This is a genomic window from Microbacterium sp. PM5, from assembly GCF_003293595.1.
GTDB lineage: Bacteria > Actinomycetota > Actinomycetes > Actinomycetales > Microbacteriaceae > Microbacterium.
The window spans coordinates 1,678,513-1,697,097 of sequence record NZ_CP022162.1; the positions used below are offsets into that span (position 1 = coordinate 1,678,513).

The 18,585-nt window shown below is 71.0% G+C and carries 19 protein-coding genes; 13 read left to right on the forward strand and 6 right to left on the reverse strand.

Annotated features, from left to right (window positions below; all coding sequences use genetic code 11):
* Nucleotides 1-67: 67 nt before the first annotated feature.
* From CEP17_RS08165 to CEP17_RS08195, 7 genes are read left to right on the forward strand one after another with little or no spacing between them, the layout of a single operon-like run.
* The gene (locus CEP17_RS08165; protein WP_112931899.1) at nt 68-1,837 is read left to right on the forward strand and encodes a dihydroxyacetone kinase family protein; all 1,770 of its coding nucleotides are present in this window, start codon (nt 68-70) and stop codon (nt 1,835-1,837) included.
* Nucleotides 1,834-2,304: a ribose-5-phosphate isomerase gene (locus tag CEP17_RS08170; protein ID WP_112931900.1), complete on the forward strand. Its 471-nt coding sequence runs from the start codon at nt 1,834-1,836 to the stop codon at nt 2,302-2,304. Before CEP17_RS08165 ends, CEP17_RS08170 begins: the two co-directional genes overlap by 4 nt.
* Nucleotides 2,304-3,071 (forward strand): triose-phosphate isomerase family protein, encoded by a 768-nt coding sequence (locus CEP17_RS08175; RefSeq protein WP_112931901.1) that lies wholly within the window; start codon nt 2,304-2,306, stop codon nt 3,069-3,071. The genes CEP17_RS08170 and CEP17_RS08175 overlap by 1 nt, the downstream gene beginning before the upstream one ends.
* Nucleotides 3,068-3,862, forward strand: a complete 795-nt coding sequence (locus CEP17_RS08180) for a TIM barrel protein (RefSeq protein WP_112931902.1) — start codon at nt 3,068-3,070, stop codon at nt 3,860-3,862. The genes CEP17_RS08175 and CEP17_RS08180 overlap by 4 nt, the downstream gene beginning before the upstream one ends.
* The gene (locus CEP17_RS08185; RefSeq protein WP_083867956.1) at nt 3,859-4,725 is read left to right on the forward strand and encodes a phosphogluconate dehydrogenase C-terminal domain-containing protein; all 867 of its coding nucleotides are present in this window, start codon (nt 3,859-3,861) and stop codon (nt 4,723-4,725) included. Before CEP17_RS08180 ends, CEP17_RS08185 begins: the two co-directional genes overlap by 4 nt.
* 7 nt (nt 4,726-4,732) lie before the next feature.
* Nucleotides 4,733-5,488 carry an SDR family NAD(P)-dependent oxidoreductase gene (locus tag CEP17_RS08190; RefSeq protein ID WP_112931903.1) on the forward strand — a complete coding sequence of 252 codons (756 nt, stop codon included), beginning with the start codon at nt 4,733-4,735 and terminating at the stop codon, nt 5,486-5,488.
* On the forward strand, nt 5,485-7,263 hold the full coding sequence (locus CEP17_RS08195; RefSeq protein WP_112931904.1) for a hypothetical protein: 1,779 nt from the start codon (nt 5,485-5,487) through the stop codon (nt 7,261-7,263). Before CEP17_RS08190 ends, CEP17_RS08195 begins: the two co-directional genes overlap by 4 nt.
* Nucleotides 7,264-7,276: 13 nt before the next feature.
* On the opposite strand, the gene CEP17_RS08200 is transcribed toward CEP17_RS08195, so the two are convergent.
* Entirely contained in the window at nt 7,277-8,278 is a 1,002-nt protein-coding gene (locus CEP17_RS08200; RefSeq protein WP_112931905.1) for a LacI family DNA-binding transcriptional regulator, read from the reverse strand.
* Nucleotides 8,279-8,381: 103 nt separating this feature from the next.
* Here CEP17_RS08200 and rhaI point away from each other — a divergent pair, with 103 nt between their 5' ends.
* The 3 genes from rhaI to CEP17_RS08215 are packed head-to-tail and all read left to right on the forward strand — an operon-like array spanning nt 8,382 to nt 13,004.
* The gene (gene rhaI, locus CEP17_RS08205; protein ID WP_112931906.1) at nt 8,382-9,548 is read left to right on the forward strand and encodes an L-rhamnose isomerase; all 1,167 of its coding nucleotides are present in this window, start codon (nt 8,382-8,384) and stop codon (nt 9,546-9,548) included.
* A 1-nt stretch (nt 9,549) separates the two neighbouring features.
* Nucleotides 9,550-11,586: a bifunctional aldolase/short-chain dehydrogenase gene (locus CEP17_RS08210; RefSeq protein WP_112931907.1), complete on the forward strand. Its 2,037-nt coding sequence runs from the start codon at nt 9,550-9,552 to the stop codon at nt 11,584-11,586.
* A complete protein-coding gene (locus tag CEP17_RS08215; protein WP_112931908.1) occupies nt 11,583-13,004 on the forward strand; it encodes a rhamnulokinase family protein in 1,422 nt (473 codons plus the stop codon). The genes CEP17_RS08210 and CEP17_RS08215 overlap by 4 nt, the downstream gene beginning before the upstream one ends.
* On the opposite strand, the gene CEP17_RS08220 is transcribed toward CEP17_RS08215, so the two are convergent.
* Both CEP17_RS08220 and CEP17_RS08225 read right to left on the reverse strand, forming a co-directional pair.
* The gene (locus CEP17_RS08220; RefSeq protein ID WP_112931909.1) at nt 13,005-13,586 is read right to left on the reverse strand and encodes a DUF1349 domain-containing protein; all 582 of its coding nucleotides are present in this window, start codon (nt 13,584-13,586) and stop codon (nt 13,005-13,007) included.
* Complete coding sequence (locus tag CEP17_RS08225) at nt 13,583-15,640, reverse strand: beta-galactosidase (RefSeq protein ID WP_112931910.1); 2,058 nt, start codon at nt 15,638-15,640, stop codon at nt 13,583-13,585. Before CEP17_RS08225 ends, CEP17_RS08220 begins: the two co-directional genes overlap by 4 nt.
* 72 nt (nt 15,641-15,712) lie before the next feature.
* Between CEP17_RS08225 and CEP17_RS08230 the strand changes: the two genes are divergently transcribed.
* Together CEP17_RS08230 and CEP17_RS08235 are read left to right on the forward strand one after the other, a co-directional pair.
* Entirely contained in the window at nt 15,713-16,315 is a 603-nt protein-coding gene (locus CEP17_RS08230; RefSeq protein ID WP_112931911.1) for a TetR/AcrR family transcriptional regulator, read from the forward strand.
* 45 nt (nt 16,316-16,360) lie between these two features.
* Nucleotides 16,361-16,717 carry a hypothetical protein gene (locus CEP17_RS08235; RefSeq protein WP_005047703.1) on the forward strand — a complete coding sequence of 119 codons (357 nt, stop codon included), beginning with the start codon at nt 16,361-16,363 and terminating at the stop codon, nt 16,715-16,717.
* Between the two features lie 43 nt (nt 16,718-16,760).
* On the opposite strand, the gene CEP17_RS08240 is transcribed toward CEP17_RS08235, so the two are convergent.
* The gene (locus CEP17_RS08240) at nt 16,761-17,099 is read right to left on the reverse strand and encodes a hypothetical protein (protein WP_005047706.1); all 339 of its coding nucleotides are present in this window, start codon (nt 17,097-17,099) and stop codon (nt 16,761-16,763) included.
* The gene (locus CEP17_RS08245) at nt 17,096-17,422 is read right to left on the reverse strand and encodes a hypothetical protein (protein WP_036317578.1); all 327 of its coding nucleotides are present in this window, start codon (nt 17,420-17,422) and stop codon (nt 17,096-17,098) included. The genes CEP17_RS08240 and CEP17_RS08245 overlap by 4 nt, the downstream gene beginning before the upstream one ends.
* Before the next feature lie 101 nt (nt 17,423-17,523).
* Here CEP17_RS08245 and CEP17_RS08250 point away from each other — a divergent pair, with 101 nt between their 5' ends.
* Complete coding sequence (locus tag CEP17_RS08250) at nt 17,524-18,060, forward strand: MarR family transcriptional regulator (RefSeq protein WP_036317577.1); 537 nt, start codon at nt 17,524-17,526, stop codon at nt 18,058-18,060.
* Here CEP17_RS08250 and CEP17_RS08255 read toward each other — a convergent pair.
* Complete coding sequence (locus CEP17_RS08255; protein WP_036317576.1) at nt 18,045-18,536, reverse strand: MarR family transcriptional regulator; 492 nt, start codon at nt 18,534-18,536, stop codon at nt 18,045-18,047. The two genes, CEP17_RS08250 and CEP17_RS08255, sit on opposite strands and share 16 nt — an antisense overlap.
* Between the last annotated feature and the right edge of the window lie 49 nt (nt 18,537-18,585).

Below are 18,585 nucleotides of genomic sequence, written 5' to 3' on the forward strand. Positions count from 1 at the left end.
CCGGTTTGTCAGAATGTCCGAGTGCCGGTGCGCTCTCTCCGGCTCTGATCTTCAGGAGAACCCCGCGATGACGCGCCTCTGGAACGACCCGGCAGACTTCGCCGAGGAGATGATCGACGGCTTCGTGGCCGCCCATGCCGCCTACGTGCAACGCGTGGCCGGGGGCGTCGTCCGCCGGGAGGGCGCGCGACCGGGTCAGGTCGCCGTCGTCATCGGCGGCGGCTCGGGCCACTACCCCGCCTTCGGCGGCCTCGTCGGTCGGGGGCTCGCCCACGGTGCGGCGATGGGCAACCTCTTCGCCTCGCCGTCGACGCAGCAGGTGCACGCCGTGGCGAGCGCCGCACACCGCGGCGGCGGGGTGTTCTTCTCGTACGGCAACTACGCGGGCGACGTCCTGAACTTCGACGCGGCCCAGGAGCGCCTGCGGGCGGACGGCATCGCCTGCGCGACCGTGACCGTCACCGACGACATCTCGAGCGCCGGGCCCGACGAGCGTCACCGCCGTCGCGGGATCGCGGGCGATCTGACCGTCTTCCGCATCGCCGGGGCCGCCGCCGAGGCCGGCTACGACCTCGACGGCGTGACCCGGATCGCCACGCACGCGAACGAGCGCACCCGCTCCTTCGGCGTCGCGTTCTCGGGCTGCACGCTCCCCGGCGCCCCGGCACCCCTGTTCTCGGTGCCGATCGGTCGCATGGCGGTGGGACTCGGCATCCACGGCGAGCCCGGCATCGGCGAGACCGACGTGCCGACCGCCGACGAGCTGGCCGACCTCCTCGTGGATCACCTGCTGGCCGAGGTGCCCGATGGCGTCGAGGTGAGCGGATGCCGGGTCGTTCCCATCCTCAACGGACTCGGCTCGCTCGCCGCGGAGGAGCTCTTCGTGCTCTACCGCCGCGTCGCCGCGCGGCTCACCGAGGCCGGCGCGGTCATCGTCGATCCGCACGTGGGCGACTACTGCACGAGCTTCGACATGGCGGGAACCTCGCTGACGCTGTTCTGGCTCGATGACGAGCTGGCGACGCTCTGGGACACCCCCGTCGACACGCCCGCCTACCGCCGTGCACCGCAGGAGGTCGACCGGGCCCGCGTCGGCGGAGGCCGCCCCGCCACCGACGAGGCGCTCGACGCATCGACGCCCCCAACGCCCGCCGCGCCCGTGACCTCCGGCGACGACCAGTCGCGCCGCTGCGCGACCACGGTGCTGCATCTTCTCGACACCTCCGCGACCACCATCGACAGGAACGCCGACGAGCTCGGGCGCATGGACGCCGTCGCCGGCGACGGGGACCACGGCATCGGCATGCAGCGCGGGGCACGCGCTGCCCGCGCGGCCGCCGCGGAGGCGGTCGCGGCCGGCGCCGGAGCCGAGAGCGTCCTGCGCCGCGCCGCCGACGCATGGTCGGATCGGGCCGGCGGAACCTCGGGGGCGCTGTGGGGTCTGATCCTCACCGCGATCGCCGCGCACCTGGGCGATGCGGGCACCCCCGCGCCCGCTCAGGTCGCGGCGGGCGTCGCGGACGCGGCCCGCACCGTGCAGGCTCACGGGGGCGCCGCCGTCGGCGACAAGACCCTCGTCGACGCCCTCGTGCCCTTCAGCGACGCGCTCTCCCGAGCGGTCGCGGCGGGCACCCCTCTGGCCGAAGCCTGGACCGCGGCGGCATCCGCCGCGCGAACGGCGGCGGCCTCCACCGCCGACCTGCTCCCCCGGCGCGGGCGCGCCCGCACGCACGGGACCGCCAGCGTCGGCACCCCCGACCCCGGCGCGCACTCGCTCGCTCTCATCGCCGACGCCACCGCCGGCGCACTCGCCGACTCCGAGAGGACTCACGCATGACCACGCCCCTCCGCCTCGTGATCGGCAGTGACGACGCCGGATTCGACTACAAGGAGATCCTGAAGCAGGATCTGCTCGCCCACCCCGGCGTCATCGACGTCGTCGACGTGGGAGTCGATGCCGACGGGCACACCGCGTACCCCCGCGTGGCCATCGAAGCCGCCGAGCGTGTGGCGCGGGGCGAGGCCGATCGGGCCCTGCTCATCTGCGGCACGGGGCTCGGCGTCGCGATCGCGGCCAACAAGGTTCCCGGCATCCGGGCCGTCACCGCCCATGACTCGTTCTCCGTCGAGCGCGGCGTGCTTTCGAACAACGCCCAGGTGCTCACGATGGGCCAGCGCGTCGTGGGAGTGGAGCTGGCGCGCCGACTCGTCCGGGAGTGGCTCACCTACCGTTTCGACGACGCGTCCGCATCGGCGGAGAAAGTCGCCGTCATCGCACAGTACGAGAGCACCGGTTCCTGCTGATGGCGGCGCTCACCGTCGGAGTGAGCCTGAAGGCGTACTTCGGTCGCCAGCAGGCGCGCGAGTGGTTCGAGGAGGTCGCGTTCCGCGTCGGCACCCTGCCCGCCGTCCGCTCCGGAGCCGTGGAGGTGTTCATCGTGCCCACCTATCTCCAGATCGCGGATGCCGTGGCCACCTGCGCCCCCACGCGCATACGCGTCGGGGCCCAGGACGTCTCCGCCTTTCCCCCGGGCGCCTTCACCGGCGAGACCACCGCCTCCGAACTGTCCGCTTCCGGAGTCACGCTCGTCGAGATCGGGCACGCCGAGCGCCGGCGGCTGCGGGGCGAGACCGACGCGGACGTGGCGGCGAAAGCGTCCTCGGCACTCAGCGAGGGCCTCACTCCCCTTCTCTGCGTGGGTGAGACGAGCCGGCAAGACCCGGATGCCGCGGCATCCGCGACGCTCGCACAGCTGCGCACGGCCCTCGCCGATGCTCCGACGGCGCCCGTGATGGTCGCCTACGAGCCCGTTTGGGCGATCGGCGCTCCCGAGCCGGCACCGACCGATCACATCCGCGTCGTCACCCGCGCCCTGCGCGCTGCGCTCGACGCCGATCCCGCCCGCGGAGGCTCCCGTGTCATCTACGGCGGCTCCGCCGGTCCCGGCCTGCTCACGCGACTGGACGGCGACGTCGACGGCGTGTTCCTCGGCCGCTTCGCGCACGACCCCGCGGCGCTCGCCGCCGTGGTCGACGAGGCGGCGGCCCTCACACGGACGTCGACACCGTGATCGGGCTCGGCACCTACGCGTTCTTCTGGCAGCACTCCGATCGCGCCCCGAAGCCACTCAGCCTCATCGACGCCTTCCACGCGACGCGCGCGCTCGATGTGGGACTGTTCCAGATCTGCGACTACGCGCCGTTGGAGGCCATGACGGATGCCGAGCTGCGCACCGCGGCCGGCGTCGCCCGCGAGCTGGGCCTGCGGATCCAGCTCGGAACCAAGGGCATCTCCCCCGCACACCTCGAGCACTACCTCCGCCTCGCCGCGGTCTTCGACGCGGACCTCGTGCGCACCATGGTCGGCGCACCCCACCCGCAGCCGTCGCCGTCCGAGGCTCGGGCGTGGCTGACGGCGACCGCGTCCTCGTACGAACAGGCGGGGGTCACGTTGGCGCTCGAGACGTACGAGCAGGTCGCGACCGACGATCTGGTGCGCCTCGTCGACGATGTCGGCAGCGCGCACCTCGGCATCTGCCTCGATCCCGCCAACGTGGTCGCCCGGCTCGAGGATCCCCGCGCCTGCGTGGAGGCCGCGGCATCCGCCACGCGCAATGTGCACGTCAAGGACTTCGCGTTCAGCCGGCGCGACGGATGGGTGGGCTTCACCTACGCCGGCGCCCCGATGGGGACAGGACTGCACGACTACGCGCACCTGCGCGCCACCGTCCGCCCGGTCGAGCGCGGCATCGACGAGATCGTCGAGCATTGGCTGCCGTGGCAGGGCGACGCCGAGACCACCATCCGCACCGAGCGGGACTGGACCCGCACCACCCTGGAATACCTGAGGAGAACCCCGTGAGCCACACCATCGCCGTCTTCGGCGCCGGCGGCAAGATGGGCACGCGCGTGTCCGACAACCTCGTGCGCACCGCCCACACGGTCCACTACGTCGAGACCTCGCCGGCCGGTCGCGAGCGCGTCCTCGCCGCGGGTCGCACGCTGTCCGACGCCGCCACTGCCGTCGTCGACGCCGACATCGTCGTGCTCGCCGTGCCCGATCTCGCTCTGGCGCCGGTGACCGCGGAGCTCGTGCCCCAGCTGCGACCGGGCACGATCGTCCTGACCCTCGACCCCGCCGCCGCCTATGCCGGGCTCCTGACGACGCGCGACGACATCGTGCAGGCGGTCGCGCACCCCTGTCATCCGTCGGTGTTCCTCCAGCGGCAGAGCGCCGAGGAATGGGCCGACACCTTCGGCGGCGTCGCCGCACCGCAGGACGCGATCGCCGCGATCGAGAGCGACGACCCGCAGAAGAGGGCGATCGTCGAGGACACGGTGCGGGCGATCTACGCACCCGTCGTGGACGTGCACTGGGTGAGCGTCAAGCAGCTCGCCCAGCTCGAGCCGACGCTTGTCGAGACGGTCGCCTGCATGATCGGCGCGCTCCTGAACGAGGCCCTGCACGAGGCGATCCACACGATGGGAGTTCCCGAGGCGGCGGCGCGCAGCATCCTGTACGGGCACACGCAGGTGGCGCTGGCCAATGGGCTCCGCGGCGACAACCCCTTCAGCGACGCCTGCCTCATCGCGATGGACTACGGTCGCGAGAGCATCATCAAAGATGACTGGAAGAAGATCTTCCGCGATGACGAGCTCGACAAGAACCTCGCGCGGATGCTCCACCTCGACCGCATCGAGCGCCCGCTCGCGCCGAAGAACTGAGGACCCCATGGGACAGCTGAACGACAAGACGGCCCTCATCACGGGTGGCGCGTTGGGTATCGGCCTGGCGGTCGCCACACGGTTCGCCCGGGAGGGAGCCCGCGTCATCCTCGCCGATCGCAACGGCGACGGGGCCGCCGAGGCAGCCGCGCGCATCGGCGCAGCTGCGCGAGCGCTGACGATGGACATCTCCGACGAGGCGTCGGTGGCCGCGGGGTTCGCGGAGGTGCACGCGGCCGGCTGGGCGCCCGATGTGGTCGTCGCCAACGCCGGCGTGCAACTCTTCGGCCACGACGCGCCCATCGCGGACCTCGACCTCGACGTCTGGCGCCGCACGATCGACGTCAACCTCACCGGCACCTTCCTGACGGTCAAGTACGCGGTCCGCTCGCTCCTGGCCCGCGGCGGCGGTTCGATCATCCTCACCGGCAGCCCGACGGCGGTCAACGGAGAGGGGAAGGACTTCACCGCGTACAGCGCGTCGAAGGCCGGCGTGCACGGCCTCGCGCGCACGGTGGCTGCGGCGTACGCCGGCACCGGCATCCGTGTGAACACCGTGCAGCCTGCGTACACCGAGACGCCGCTGGTGGCGGCCATCACCGACGATCCCGAGGCACGGGCCGCGATCGTCGAGCGCATCCCGATCGGACGGGCGGGCACCCCCGACGACGTCGCCGGCATCATGGTCTACCTCGCGTCCGACGATGGCGCTTTCGCGACGGGTGCGACGTTCCAGGTCGACGGGGGCATGACGTCGCTGTGACGGAGCAGTGGTGGGGTGAGGATCCGCGGCGCTGGAGCGCGGGGCGCTGGTCGCTCGACCTGCGCGGCGACGAGCTCGCCGCCATCTCGGTCGACGGCGTGCCGGTCCTCCGGTCGGTGCGCGCCGTGGTCCGCGACCGCGACTGGAACACCGTTGCACTGGTCGTCGAACGCGTCCAGGAGCACGACGCGTCGCTCACGCTGCACGTGCGCTCGCGCGGTCACGGGTCCTCCTTCGTCGGCACGGTCCGCGTGCACGCGGCGGATTCCACGCTGACCGTCGCGTGCGATCTCCAGACGACGCGGCCCTTCGAGACGAATCGCACCGGACTCGTGGTCCTCCACCCGCCGACAGTGGCGGGTACCACGCTGTCGGTGACCCACACCGACGGCAGCGAGCAGTCGACGACGTTCCCCCGCGCGATCAGCCCCCACCAACCCGTTCTCGACATCGGCGCGCTGCGATGGACGCACGCCGGCCTCGCGGTCGAGGTCGTGTTCTCTGGCGACGTCTTCGAGATGGAAGACCAGCGCAACTGGACCGACGCCTCGTTCAAGACCTACAGCCGGCCGCTCGCTCTCCCGTTCCCGGTGCAGCTGGCCGCCGGCGCACGGATCACGCAGGCGGTGAGGGTGACGGCCCGGCGGGCGACGCCTGCACCCGCCGCGGAGGGCCCCGCCCCACAGACGGACGCGGTCGCTCTGATCACCGCCGGCCGCTTTCCGGAGATCGCCGTCGGGGCGGCCACGGGAGCCGATCCTGCACCCGAGCCACGCGCGGATGACGCGGTCGGATCACTCCCCGTGCTCGTCGAGCTCGATCTCGGATGGGCCGGCTGGCCGGCCGCGCTCGAGCGCGCGGCACGGTCGGGCGGACGCCTGGATGTGCGGCTGCTGCTGCCGTCCGCCTCGAAAGCGCGAGAAGCGACCGTGGACGCGCTGGATCGCGCCGTCGCCGCGCTCGCACACCACGATGTCTCCCGCCTCGGCGCCTTCTGGCTCGACGGCGATGCTGCCCAGCTCGCGGATCGGGAGGCGACGGCGCTGCTGCGCGCCGCACTCGCGCACCGCGGTCACCACGTCGCGGCGGCGACGGTGATCGGGGGCGTGCGGACGCACTTCACCCAGCTCAATCGCGAGCACCATCGCCTGGACGACACGGTCGACGGTCTCGCCTTCAGCCTCACACCCCTCTTCCACAGCACCGGAACCGCCCAGCTGATCGAGTCGCTCGGCATCCAGCGCCTCGTCGCCTCACAAGCCGTCGTTCTGGCGGCCGGAGTGCCCGTGCACATCGGCCCGGTCACGTTGCATCCGCGGGTGAACGACGTCGCGACGACGCCCGCGCCGTCTCCGGCGACGAGCGAGCTCACCCGCGGGTACGGAGCGGCTCTGGTCGCGCCGGACGACGCGCGCCAGCGCAGCGCGCCGATGGCCGCGTGGACGATCGCCTCCGCTGCGGCGCTGGCGGTGCCCGGTGTCGCAAGCCTGGCCTTCTTCGAGGAGTGGGGTCCGCGCGGCATCCGCGACGAGCGCGGCATCCCCTATCCCGTCGCCGCCGCCGTGCGCGCGCTCTCGGAGCTGTCCGGGCAGAGGCTGCTGTACGGCGGCAGTCGCGACGGGCTGCTGTGGGTGGTGGGAGCGGTCGACGACAGGGGTGCGGCCACGCTGCTTGCTGCGAATCTCGGCGACACCGACCGCACGATCACGGTGCTCGGCGCGCGAGAGCGCACCCTGGCGGTGCCGGCGCAGAGGTGGGTGCGCAGCGTCGAGTGAGTCGCGCCCGCGCTCACGAGCCGGTCGAGGCCCGCACCACCAACTCCGGACGGAAGCGGACGGCGCGCGTCGCCGCGGGATCGTCGAGCGTCTCGAGCAGCAGCTCCACTGCGGTCGCCCCGATGCTCCGCGCGGGTTGGCGGATGGAGGAGAGGGGCACGACGGCCGTCGCCGCGAAATCGATGTCGTCGTAGCCGATGAGGGCGAGCTGCTCGGGGACGCGGATGCCGCCGAGGATCGCTGCCCCCTGCAGCAGCCCCACGGCGAGCAGATCGTTGGCGCAGAACACGGCCTCGGGCCGATCCGCGGGCGCTCGGGCGGCGAGCGCGTCGCCGACACGGCGTCCGGCGAGCACCGTGAGCGCGTCGACGTCGACGACCTCGAGCGTCGCATCCGAGACGGCGTCGAGCGCACGGCGTGCGCCGGCGAGTCGGTCGGCGACCTGCCGCACGTGGGCGGGCCCGCCGACGAAGGCCAGTCGACGCCGGCCGAGGGCCAGCAGATGTGCCGCGGCGAGGAATCCGCCCTCGACGTCGTCGACGGCGACGGAAGGCACCCGTCGTTCGTGGTCTTCCGCATCGACGAGCACCACGGGGATTCCCGCGGCGCGCAGCCGCTCGATCGGCCACGCATCACGCGCGGTCGGCGTGAGGAGCACACCGTTGACGCGCTGCTCCCGGAACAGGTCGAGGTAGGCGTCCTCGCGGTCACGCAGATGATCACTGTTGCCCAACAGCACCGCGAGATCCTCGGCCGCGGCGCGCTCCTCGGCCCCGCGGGCGACCTCGGCGAAGAAGGGGTTCGCGGTGTCGAGCACGACGAGCCCGATCGCGCGGCTGCGCCCCACGCGCAGCTGGCGCGCCGCGTCGTTGCGCACGAATCCGAGACGCTCGATGGCGCTCTGCACCCGGGTGACGGTCTCGGCGGCGACCTTCTCGGGTCGGTTGAGCACGTTGGAGACTGTGCCCACCGAGACGCCCGCGGCGGCAGCGACGTCCTTCACACTGACGCCCATCTCCGCCCCTTGTCGATCTTGACGAATCGTTTCAACGACACTACCGTTTGAAACGATTCAATGCGCGTTCGAGAATCAGACGCCTGTCGAGAGAAGCCCGAGAATGACGACGCTGTCACCAGAGAACCTGTCCACCCTCGCCGCCCAGGCGATCGAGCTGCCCTCGTGGGCTTTCGGCAACTCGGGAACCCGCTTCCGGGTCTTCCCCACCCTCGGCACGCCCCGCGATCCGTTCGAGAAGATCGCGGATGCCGCGCAGGTGCACCGTCACACGGCGCTCGCACCGAGCGTCGCGCTGCACATCCCCTGGGACGCGGTCGAGGACTACGCTGCCCTGCGCCGCCACGCCGAAGACCACGGCGTGCGCCTGGGCACCGTCAACTCGAACACCTTCCAGGACGAGGACTACAAGTTCGGCGCGCTGACGCACCACGACGAACGCATCCGCCGCAAGGCGATCGACCATCACCTCGCGTGCATCGACATCATGGATGCCACGGGCTCGCGCGACCTGAAGATCTGGCTGGCCGAAGGATCCAACTACCCCGGCCAGAACGACATGCGGGACCGACAGGATCGCCTCCACGACTCGCTGCAGCAGATCTACGCACGCCTGGGCGACGAGCAGCGCCTCGTGTTGGAGTACAAGTTCTTCGAGCCGGCGTTCTACCACACCGACGTTCCCGACTGGGGCACCTCCTACGTGCAGGTGGCGGCCCTGGGCGAGAGGGCGATGGTCTGCCTCGACACCGGCCACCATGCCCCCGGCACCAACATCGAGTTCATCGTCATGCAGTTGCTGCGACTCGGACGACTCGGCTCCTTCGACTTCAACAGCCGCTTCTACGCAGACGACGACCTCATCGTCGGGGCAGCCGACCCTTTCCAGCTGTTCCGCATCCTCGTGGAGGTCATCCGCGGCGGCGGTCTGAACAATCCGGATGTCGCGTTCATGCTCGATCAGTGTCACAACATCGAGGACAAGATCCCGGGCCAGATCCGCTCGGTGCTCAACGTGCAGGAGATGACGGCGCGCGCACTCCTGCTCGACCGCGAGGCGCTGAGCGCCGCTCAGCAGAGCAACGACGTGCTCGCTGCGAACGCGATCCTCATGGACGCGTTCCAGACGGATGTCCGGCCTCAGCTGGCCGCCTGGCGCGTGGAGCGGGGACTTCCCGCCGACCCGATGGCCGCCTATGCGGCATCCGGCTACGCGGAACGCAGTGCGGCCGAGCGCGTCGGCGGCGTGCAGGCAGGATGGGGTGCCTGAGATGACGAACCCCACCGTCGCCGAACTCCTCGCCCGGAGCAACCGTCTGGGCGCCGACCCCGCGAACACGAACTACGCCGGCGGCAACACGTCCGCCAAGGGCACGGACATCGACCCGGTCACCGGAGCCCCCGTCGAGCTGCTCTGGGTCAAGGGCTCCGGCGGCGACCTGGGCACGCTCACCGAGCCGGGACTGGCCGTGCTCCGCCTCGACCGCGTGCGCGCGCTCGTCGACGTGTACCCCGGCGTCGACCGCGAGGACGAGATGGTCGCCGCGTTCGACTACTGCCTCCACGGCAAGGGCGGCGCCGCTCCCTCGATCGACACCGCGATGCACGCGCTCGTGGATGCCGCCCACGTCGACCACCTGCACCCCGATGCGGGCATCGCGATCGCCACCGCCGCCGACGGCCCCGCGCTCACCCGCGCGATCTTCGGCGACACGGTCGTCTGGGTGCCCTGGCGCCGTCCGGGCTTCCAGCTCGGGCTGGACATCGCGGCGATCAGGGCCGAGAACCCCCGGGCGATCGGCACGATCCTCGGCGGCCACGGCATCACCGCATGGGGCGAGACCAGCGCCGAGGCCGAGCGAAACTCCTCCACTATCATCGCGATGGCCGCCGCCTACCTCGCCGAACACGGCGATCCGGCTCCGTTCGGAGGAGTTCGGGACGGCTACCAGGCCCTTCCCCTCGCGCAGCGGCGTGCCCGCGCGGCGGCGCTCGCGCCCACCATCCGCGGCCTCGTCTCCAGCGATCGTCCGATGCTCGGTCACTTCACCGACAGCGACACCGTGCTGGAATTCCTCGCGTCCGAGGCGTCGCCGCGCCTCGCGGCGTTGGGCACGAGCTGCCCCGACCACTTCCTGCGCACCAAGGTGAAGCCGCTGCTGCTGGACCTGCCCGCGACGGCCTCCCTCGACGACCAGCTCGGCCGCCTGCACGAGCTGGTCGAGGACTACCGTGTCGACTACCGGGCGTACTACGACGCGCACGCCGACGCCGACAGTCCCGCGATGCGCGGCGCCGACCCGCTCATCGTGCTCGTGCCGGGGGTGGGGATGTTCTCCTACGGCGCGACGAAGCAGACGGCGCGAGTGGCGGGCGAGTTCTACGTCAACGCCATCAACGTCATGCGCGGCGCCGAGGCGGTCTCCACGTACACCCCGATCTCGGACGCCGAGAAGTTCCGCATCGAATACTGGGCCCTGGAGGAGGCCAAGCTCCAGCGGATGCCGAAGCCGAAGAGCCACCAGGGGCGCATCGCGTTCGTCACGGGCGCGGCCTCCGGCATCGGCAAAGCGATCGCCGCACGCCTGGCCGCCGAGGGTGCGTGCGTCGTGGTCGCCGACCTCGACCTCGAGAAGGCCCGGGCCGCCGCCGCGGAGCTGGGCGGGCCGGACGTGGCGATCGGCGTCGCGGCGAACGTGGCGGATGCCGAGGCCGTCCAGGCCGCGATCGACGAGACGATCCTCGCCTTCGGCGGCGTCGACCTCGTCGTCAACAATGCCGGTCTCTCGCTGTCGAAGCCGCTGCTGGAGACGACGGAGAAGGACTGGGACCTGCAGCACGACGTCATGGCCAAGGGCTCGTTCCTGGTGTCGAAGGCCGCCGCAGCGGCGCTCATCGCGCAGAGGATGGGCGGCGACGTCATCTACATCTCCTCGAAGAACTCCGTCTTCGCCGGACCGAACAACATCGCCTACTCGGCGACGAAAGCCGACCAGGCGCACCAGGTGCGTCTGCTCGCGGTCGAGCTGGGTGAACACGGGGTGCGGGTGAACGGCGTCAACCCCGACGGCGTGGTGCGCGGCTCCGGGATCTTCGCCGCGGGCTGGGGCGCGAACCGCGCGGCGACCTACGGGGTCAAGGAGGAGGATCTCGGCCAGTTCTACGCCAACCGCACGATCCTCAAGCGCGAGGTGGTGCCCGAGAACGTCGCCGACGCGGTCTTCGTGCTCACCGGACCCGAGCTGTCGCGCACCACGGGCCTGCACGTCCCGGTGGACTCCGGCGTCGCGGCCGCGTTCCTGCGATGATCCACACGCCACGCGCGGTCGCCGCGATCGATCTGGGCGCGACCAGCGGGCGCGTCGTGCTCGGGCGGGTCGGGCGCGGCATCCTCGACACCGAGACGGTGGCGCGATTTCCCAACGATCCGATCCGCCTGGGCACGGGCCTGCACTGGGATGCCGCAGGGCTCTATGCCGCATCCGTGCACGGCCTGCGGGACGCCTTCCGCCGCGAACCGCAGATCGCGAGCATCGGCGTGGACTCGTGGGCCGTCGACTACGCGCTGCTGCGCGACGGGCGGCTGCTCGGCATCCCGTTCCACTATCGCGACGAGCGCACCGCCCGCGGCGTCGCGGCGGTGGAGACCGCCATCGCACGCGACGACCTGTTCGCGCGCAACGGCCTGCAGTTCCTGCCGTTCACCACGGCGTACCAACTGGCCGCCGAGCCGCCCGAGCTGATGGCGACCGCCGACACGCTGCTGCTGATCCCCGACCTCATCGCCTTCTGGCTCACCGGCGCTCGCCGCGCCGAGCTCACCAACGCATCGACGACGGGGCTGCTCGACGCGCGCAGGCGAACATGGGACGACGAGCTCGTGTCCGCTCTCAGACTGCCGCGCACCGTGCTCCCGCCGCTCATCGCTCCGGGCGAGCGGATCGGAGAGCTCCTCCCCCACGTCCATGCGAGTGTGGGCGGCACCGCGCCGGTCATCGCCGTGGGCTCGCACGACACGGCATCCGCCGTCGTCGCCGTGCCCATGCGGGCCGAGGCCGCCGCCTACATCTCGTGCGGGACCTGGGGGCTGGTCGGCGTCGAGGTCGCCCATCCGGTGCTGACTCCCGCGGTGCGCGCCGCGAACGTCACCAACGAGGGCGGCGTCGACGGGCGCGTGCGCCTGCTGCACAACGTCATGGGGCTGTGGATCCTCAGCGAGGCCGTCCGCGGCTGGTCGCGCGATGGCGGGGACGTCGAGCTGGCGACGCTGCTGGCCGCGGCGGCGCAGGTGCCGGCATCCGCCGCGCCCGTGTTCGACGTCGACGACCCCCGCTTCCTCGCCCCCGGCGACATGCCCGCGCGCATCGACGCGTGGTGCGACGAGAACGGTGTCGCCCCGCCGCGGACGCGCGCCGCGTACGTCCGCGCGATCGTCGAGTCGCTCTCGCAGGCCTTCGCGGATGCCGTCGCCACCACGTCCCGGCTGGGCGGCGTGGACGTGCGCACCGTCCACCTCGTCGGCGGCGGTGCACTCAATGAACTGCTGTGTCAGCGCACGGCCGACCGGTGCGGCGTTCCCGTCGTGGCGGGACCGGTCGAGGCGACCGCGCTCGGCAACGTCCTGATCCAGGCACGCGCGGCGGGCGTGATCGACGGAGAGCTCGAACAGCTGCGAGACCTCGTCGCGCGCACACAGGAGCTGCGCCGGTACGAGCCGCGGGCGTGATCAGTGCAGGGACGCGTCGGCGTCGGTGTGCAGCCACTCGGTGAACACGACCTCGAGGCCGGCGCGCGTCGGCGCGCACACCATCGGTCCCGCCTGCGCGTCGAGATCGCCGCGGAACGGCGCGACCCGCACCAGACGCAACGGCTCGCCGTCGACGCCGGCGCGCACGGTGAGGGCATCCTCGCCGCGGCTCACGCGCACGCGCAACGGCCGCCCGGCCCACTCCGGCACCGCCCCGACCGACCAGTCCGACATGATGTCGGTGACGACGGCGCCGACGCCGAGCACACCGTCGGCGTTCTCGACTCCGGCCTTCATCCAGCGCTCATCGTCGGCGCGCACGAACAGTCCCGCCTGATCGAACTGCGCTGTGAAGTCGGCCTCGAAGACGACCTCCATGGCCGTCCCGACCGGCAGCGGTGCGATCAGCGCGTGCTCGGTGTCGTGGACGAAGCCGTACGCCGTGCGGCGCCATGCGTCACTGCCTTCGACGGCGGTGACCACCAGCGCGCCGTCCCGCTCACTCACCGCGGCCGGCGGACTCGTCCACGTTCCGGCATCCCAGGCGACACGTTCTCTCATGAGCCCATCCTGCCGTGCGCAGCCGCGACGGCCGCCTCGTCGGACGCACCGACGGGAAGAGTCAGCACCTCCACGCCGCGCGGGGCGACGCGCAGACCGTCTCCGGCGTCGACGACGACCTCCTCGTCGGTGCGGTTGACGAGGAACACATACCGGTTCGTCGCGTCCTCGCGGACGATCACCTCGAGCCGACCTCCGGCCGCGAGCGGGTCGGCCGCGAGTGCGTCGATGTCACCGGCGAGACGCTCGAGCAGGGCGCGGGCGCCCTCCCGACCGAGGTCGGCGGAGACGTAGGTCGCCGACCCGTCGCCGGCCCGGCGACGGGTGACGGCGGGCATCCCGGCGAGGTCGCCGGCCGCATAGGTGTCCAGCACCTCGACGTCGGCGCCGACGCGGGCGATCCGCTCGCTCCAGTGCGGCGCCCGTGCCCCGGAGGCGAGCACGGCCTCCTCCTCGGGCAGAAGCGGCACGAACTCTTCGACCGTCACGCCGAGCACCTCGCGAAGCGCGCCGGGGTAGCCGCCCAGCCAGACCCGGTCGTGCTCGTCGACGATTCCGGAGAAGTACGTCGTCACGAGATGGCGGCCGCTGCGCACGACGGTCTCCAGCCGGGTGCGCAACGCGTCGGGCACGACGTGCAGCATCGGCGCGATGACGACCTCGTAGTCGTCGAGGGATGCCGAGACGGGAACGACGTCGGTGCGCACGCCGAGGTCCAGCAGCGCGCGATACCAGGCCAGCGTCTCGTCGTCGTAGCGGATCGCGTCGGTGGGGTGCGAGTCGCGCCCGCTGACCCACCAGGACTCGTAGTCGAAGACGACCGCGACGCGTGCACGCTCCCGGTGCGAGCCGGTGACCTCCGACAGTTCCTGCAGCCGTGCACCGAGCGCCACGATGTCACGGAACACACGGCTGTGCTCGCCGGCGTGCGGCACCATGCCCGAGTGGTACCGCTCGCCGCCGGCGCGGGACTGGCGCCACTGGAAGAAGCACACCGCATCCGCCCCGTGCCCGACGTGGGTCAGCGCGTCGCGCAGCAGCACGCCCGGCCGCTTGGGCGGGTTCACCTCGCGCCAGTTGATCGCACTCGGCGCGTGCTCCATCAGGAACCAGGGCCGCCCCTCGGCGATGTTGCCGGTGAGATTCGCCCAGAAGGAGAGGTCATCACGGCCGACCTCGCCAGGCCGCAGGTAGTGGTCGTTGGAGACGAAGTCGACATCCCCGGCCCACGAGGGGTAGTCGATGTCCCGAACGTTCTGCGCGACCATGAAGTTCGTCGTGAACGGGATGTCGGGCGTCACCTCGGCGAGCACGGCGGCCTCGGCGCGCAGGTGATCGCGCACCGCGTCCGACGAGAACCGCTCGAAGTCGAGCCGCTGGCCGGGGTTGCGGTGCGTGGGCGCGGTGCGCGGCGGCAGGATCTGATCCCACTCGGTGTAGTGCTGCGACCAGAAGGCCGTTCCCCAGGCATCGTTGAGCGCGTCGAGCGTGCCGTAACGCTGCCGCAGCCACGCACGGAAGGCCCGGGCGGCGTCGTCGGAGTAGTCGTAGATGTTGTGGCAGCCCAGTTCGTTCGAGATGTGCCAGGCGATGATCGCAGGGTGATCGCCGTAGCGCTCTGCGAGGGCGCGCACCAGTCGCAGCGCGTGCTCGCGGAACACGGGCGAGGTGGGCCGCCAGTGCTGACGCGCACCCGGCCACAGCACGGTGCCGTCCTCGGTCTGCGGGAGGATCTCGGGATGCCGCTGCGACAGCCAGGCAGGAGGCGACGCCGTCGCCGTGGCAAGGTCGACGTCGATGCCGTTCTCGTGCAGCAGATCGATGACCTCGTCGAGCCAGGCGAAGTCGTACTCGCCCGGACGCGGCTCCAGGAGCGCCCACGAGAAGATCGCGAGTGACACGACGTTCACTCCGGCCTCGCGCATCAGACGCATGTCCTCTGCCCAGACGTCGCGCGACCACTGCTCGGGGTTGTAGTCGGCGCCGTAGCGTATGCGCCGCGCCCCCGTCGCGCCGTCTCGGACCCAGCGATACTCCCGTGCCTGCGTTGCCATGACGGCATCCTATATCGAATATCGTGCACATGCACGGTTTTTTCGGCGCGCGCCACGGTACGCTGTCATGCCATGACGACCCCGACTCCGGCTCGCCGCGGTCCGTACGCGAAGTCGGCCGAACGGCGCGCGGAGATCATCGCGTCGGCGACGGCGATCTTCAGCGCCCACGGCTACCGCGGAGGTTCCCTGCGTCAGATCGCCGCTGAACTGGGGCTCGGCCTGACGACGGTCATGCATCACTTCCCGACGAAGGTGTCGCTGCTGGCAGCGGTCTTGGAGCAGGAGGATGCCGCAGATGCCGACTTCCTCGGACGCACCCGTCGCGACGGACTCATCCCGACCGTGCTGGGCATCGTCGAACGCAATCTCGACCGTCGCGAGCTGGTGCGCATGTTCTCCATCGTCTCGGCGGAGGCCACCTACCCCGGACACGAGGCGCACGACTGGCTGCGCCAGCGGTACGCGCGCGTCATCGCCGACTACGCCGGCGCGATCGCCGCCGATCGCGCCGCCGGAAGGATCGACCCGCCCGTCGGCGACGACACCGCTCTGGCCGCCCTGGTCATCACGGGGTGGGAGGGCGTTCAGATCCGCTGGCTCGCCGATGATTCGGACCCCGTGGCGGCCATGTCCCTGCTTCTGTCGAGTGCACTGCGACCACGGGCGGCATAATGGGTTTGTGCCTTCCGGCACGCTGAAGCCGAGAATCGAGGCCCCATGCCCTATCGCAACCAGGAAACGGTCGCCTCATGGGTGCGCGATTACCTCGAGGACCGCAACGTCGAGGCCTCCTCCGTATCGGTTCTCGAGAAGGACTTCACTCCGGGACCGGACTCCGGCCTCGTCGTCGTCGCCTTGAGCAACGCGTCCACGGTCACCTACATCCAGCCGGTCATCGCCGACGGCCACCCGCGGTGGATGGTGACGTTCGAGCCCCGGACCGAGAGTTTCGACCTCGATGCCACGGGCGTTGCGCGACTGTCAGCAGATCTGTCCGACCTCGCCGAGCTGTGCGGCTACCTGCAGGGACGCACCGAGCAGGCCATCGCCGAGGCAACCGCCGCCGGAGTCTGAGCATCGCGAGGCCCCTGGGATCTCGCGGTCTAGATCACGCGGTCTAGATCAGAGGAGTCGTGAGGACGGCGGTCGCCAAGGCTCCCAGCGCGACGACACCGCTCACCGTTGCCGCTGTCTGCCACAGCACCTGCGCCCGCGGCGAGGACTCGACACCGGATTCGGGCCGCACCGCGTGCGCGGTGAACACAGCGCGCTGGGCCTCCGCAAGGCTCACGTAGCGGCCCACCGGGGTCGATCGCGAGTCGAAGCCGACGAAGTGACCGTCGGGCGTGGCCTCCACACAGCCCACGTAGTCGCCGGCACGCGAGGCGACGAAGAAGCCCTCGCTGACGCGAGCCCAGGTGACGCGCCCCGGCGACGCGGGAGCGATGATGCTCATGCGACGGCCGCCAGCTCCGCGCGCGACGGCGCGGTGGTCAGCGCACGCTCCATCACCACTCCAGCCGCCGAAGCCGCCGCCTGGGCGATCTCGTTCACCCGCGCGGGGTCGAGGCGAATCGGCTCCGCGTCGTCGAACTCGAAGCGCAGGGGAATCGCACTGTGCACCCACAGGGCGGTCCGTCCGTAGGCGGGCGAGGAGAACGTCAGGCTGAAGCCCTCCGACCGGCGCAGCTTCGTCATCGTCACCATCCGAAGGTGGGCGAGGTCGACATCGTCGATCTCGATGGCGTCGGCGCTGTTGCCGTAGTACATGCGTCCCATCGTGACTCCCTCCGTGTGGCGCGGTACGCCAGGTCTGTTACGAGAAAGGTTATTCCGTGGATAAGTAGTTAGTCAAGCGAGATAATTCATGAGCTATATTGGTGACACCGGACTTTTTCGGCGACGACTTCTTCTGGGAGGTGAGTGAGGTGACGACCGCACACACATCCGACACGGCCCCCGTGCTGGAAGCGCTCGCACGCTTTCGAGCGGCCGACGCGCAGATGCATCAGCGCGTGCGCACCCATGCCGCCCTGGGTGAGAACGAACTCCGCATTCTCCAGTACGTGCTGGCCTGCGACCGCGCGGGCACCGATGTCAAGCCGAGCGAGATCTCGCGCCACCTGGGCATCAGCTCGGCATCGACGACGGCGCTGCTCGATCGCTTGGAGCGGCTCGGCAGCGTTCAGCGCGTGAGCCACCCCACCGACCGTCGCAGCATCCTCATCGCACCGACCGAGCGCGCGGCAGCCGAGGTCGCCGCCCTCGTCGACGCGTTCGAGGACCGTGTCGCGCGCGCCATCGATCAGCTCTCCGACGACGGTCGCGCAGCGGTGCTGGCCTTCCTGGATGCGGCGACCGGGGCCGCCGACGATATCGCCGACCCCGCGGGCGCTCGCGACTACGCGTCGATGTGATCGACCGCGACGCGCATCGCGTCGAGGAAGTGGATGACGGTGTCGCGCTGGTCCTGATCCATCTCCCGCACGACCGCCATCATGCGCTCGTGCATGGCCGACAGGGTGTGACGCACCTCGTCGTCGGACTTCTCGCTCGATCGGATGAGGACGCTGCGCCGGTCGTCCGGATTGGGCGTGCGCGTGATGTGGCCCGATTTCTCGAGCCGATCCAGCAGCGCGGTCGTCGACGCTGACGTGATCCCGAGATAGCGGCTCAGGGTGACGGGCGTCACGTTCTCGCCGCGCATATGCGCGCGTGCGAGAAAGCGCAGCACGAGGAGCTCGTTCTCCCCCATGTCCATCGACTGCTGGGTCCTCCGCCGCATCGCGACCTCGGCAGCCCGGTAGGAGCGCATGGCCTCCATGACCGATGTCGAGCGCGCATCCTCGTCCACGTACCAGTAGGACGGCGGCTGCTCGGCGGACGTGCTCATCGCAATATTGTGCCGCACCATCGTGCTCCAGCCCCAGATCGATGATGAC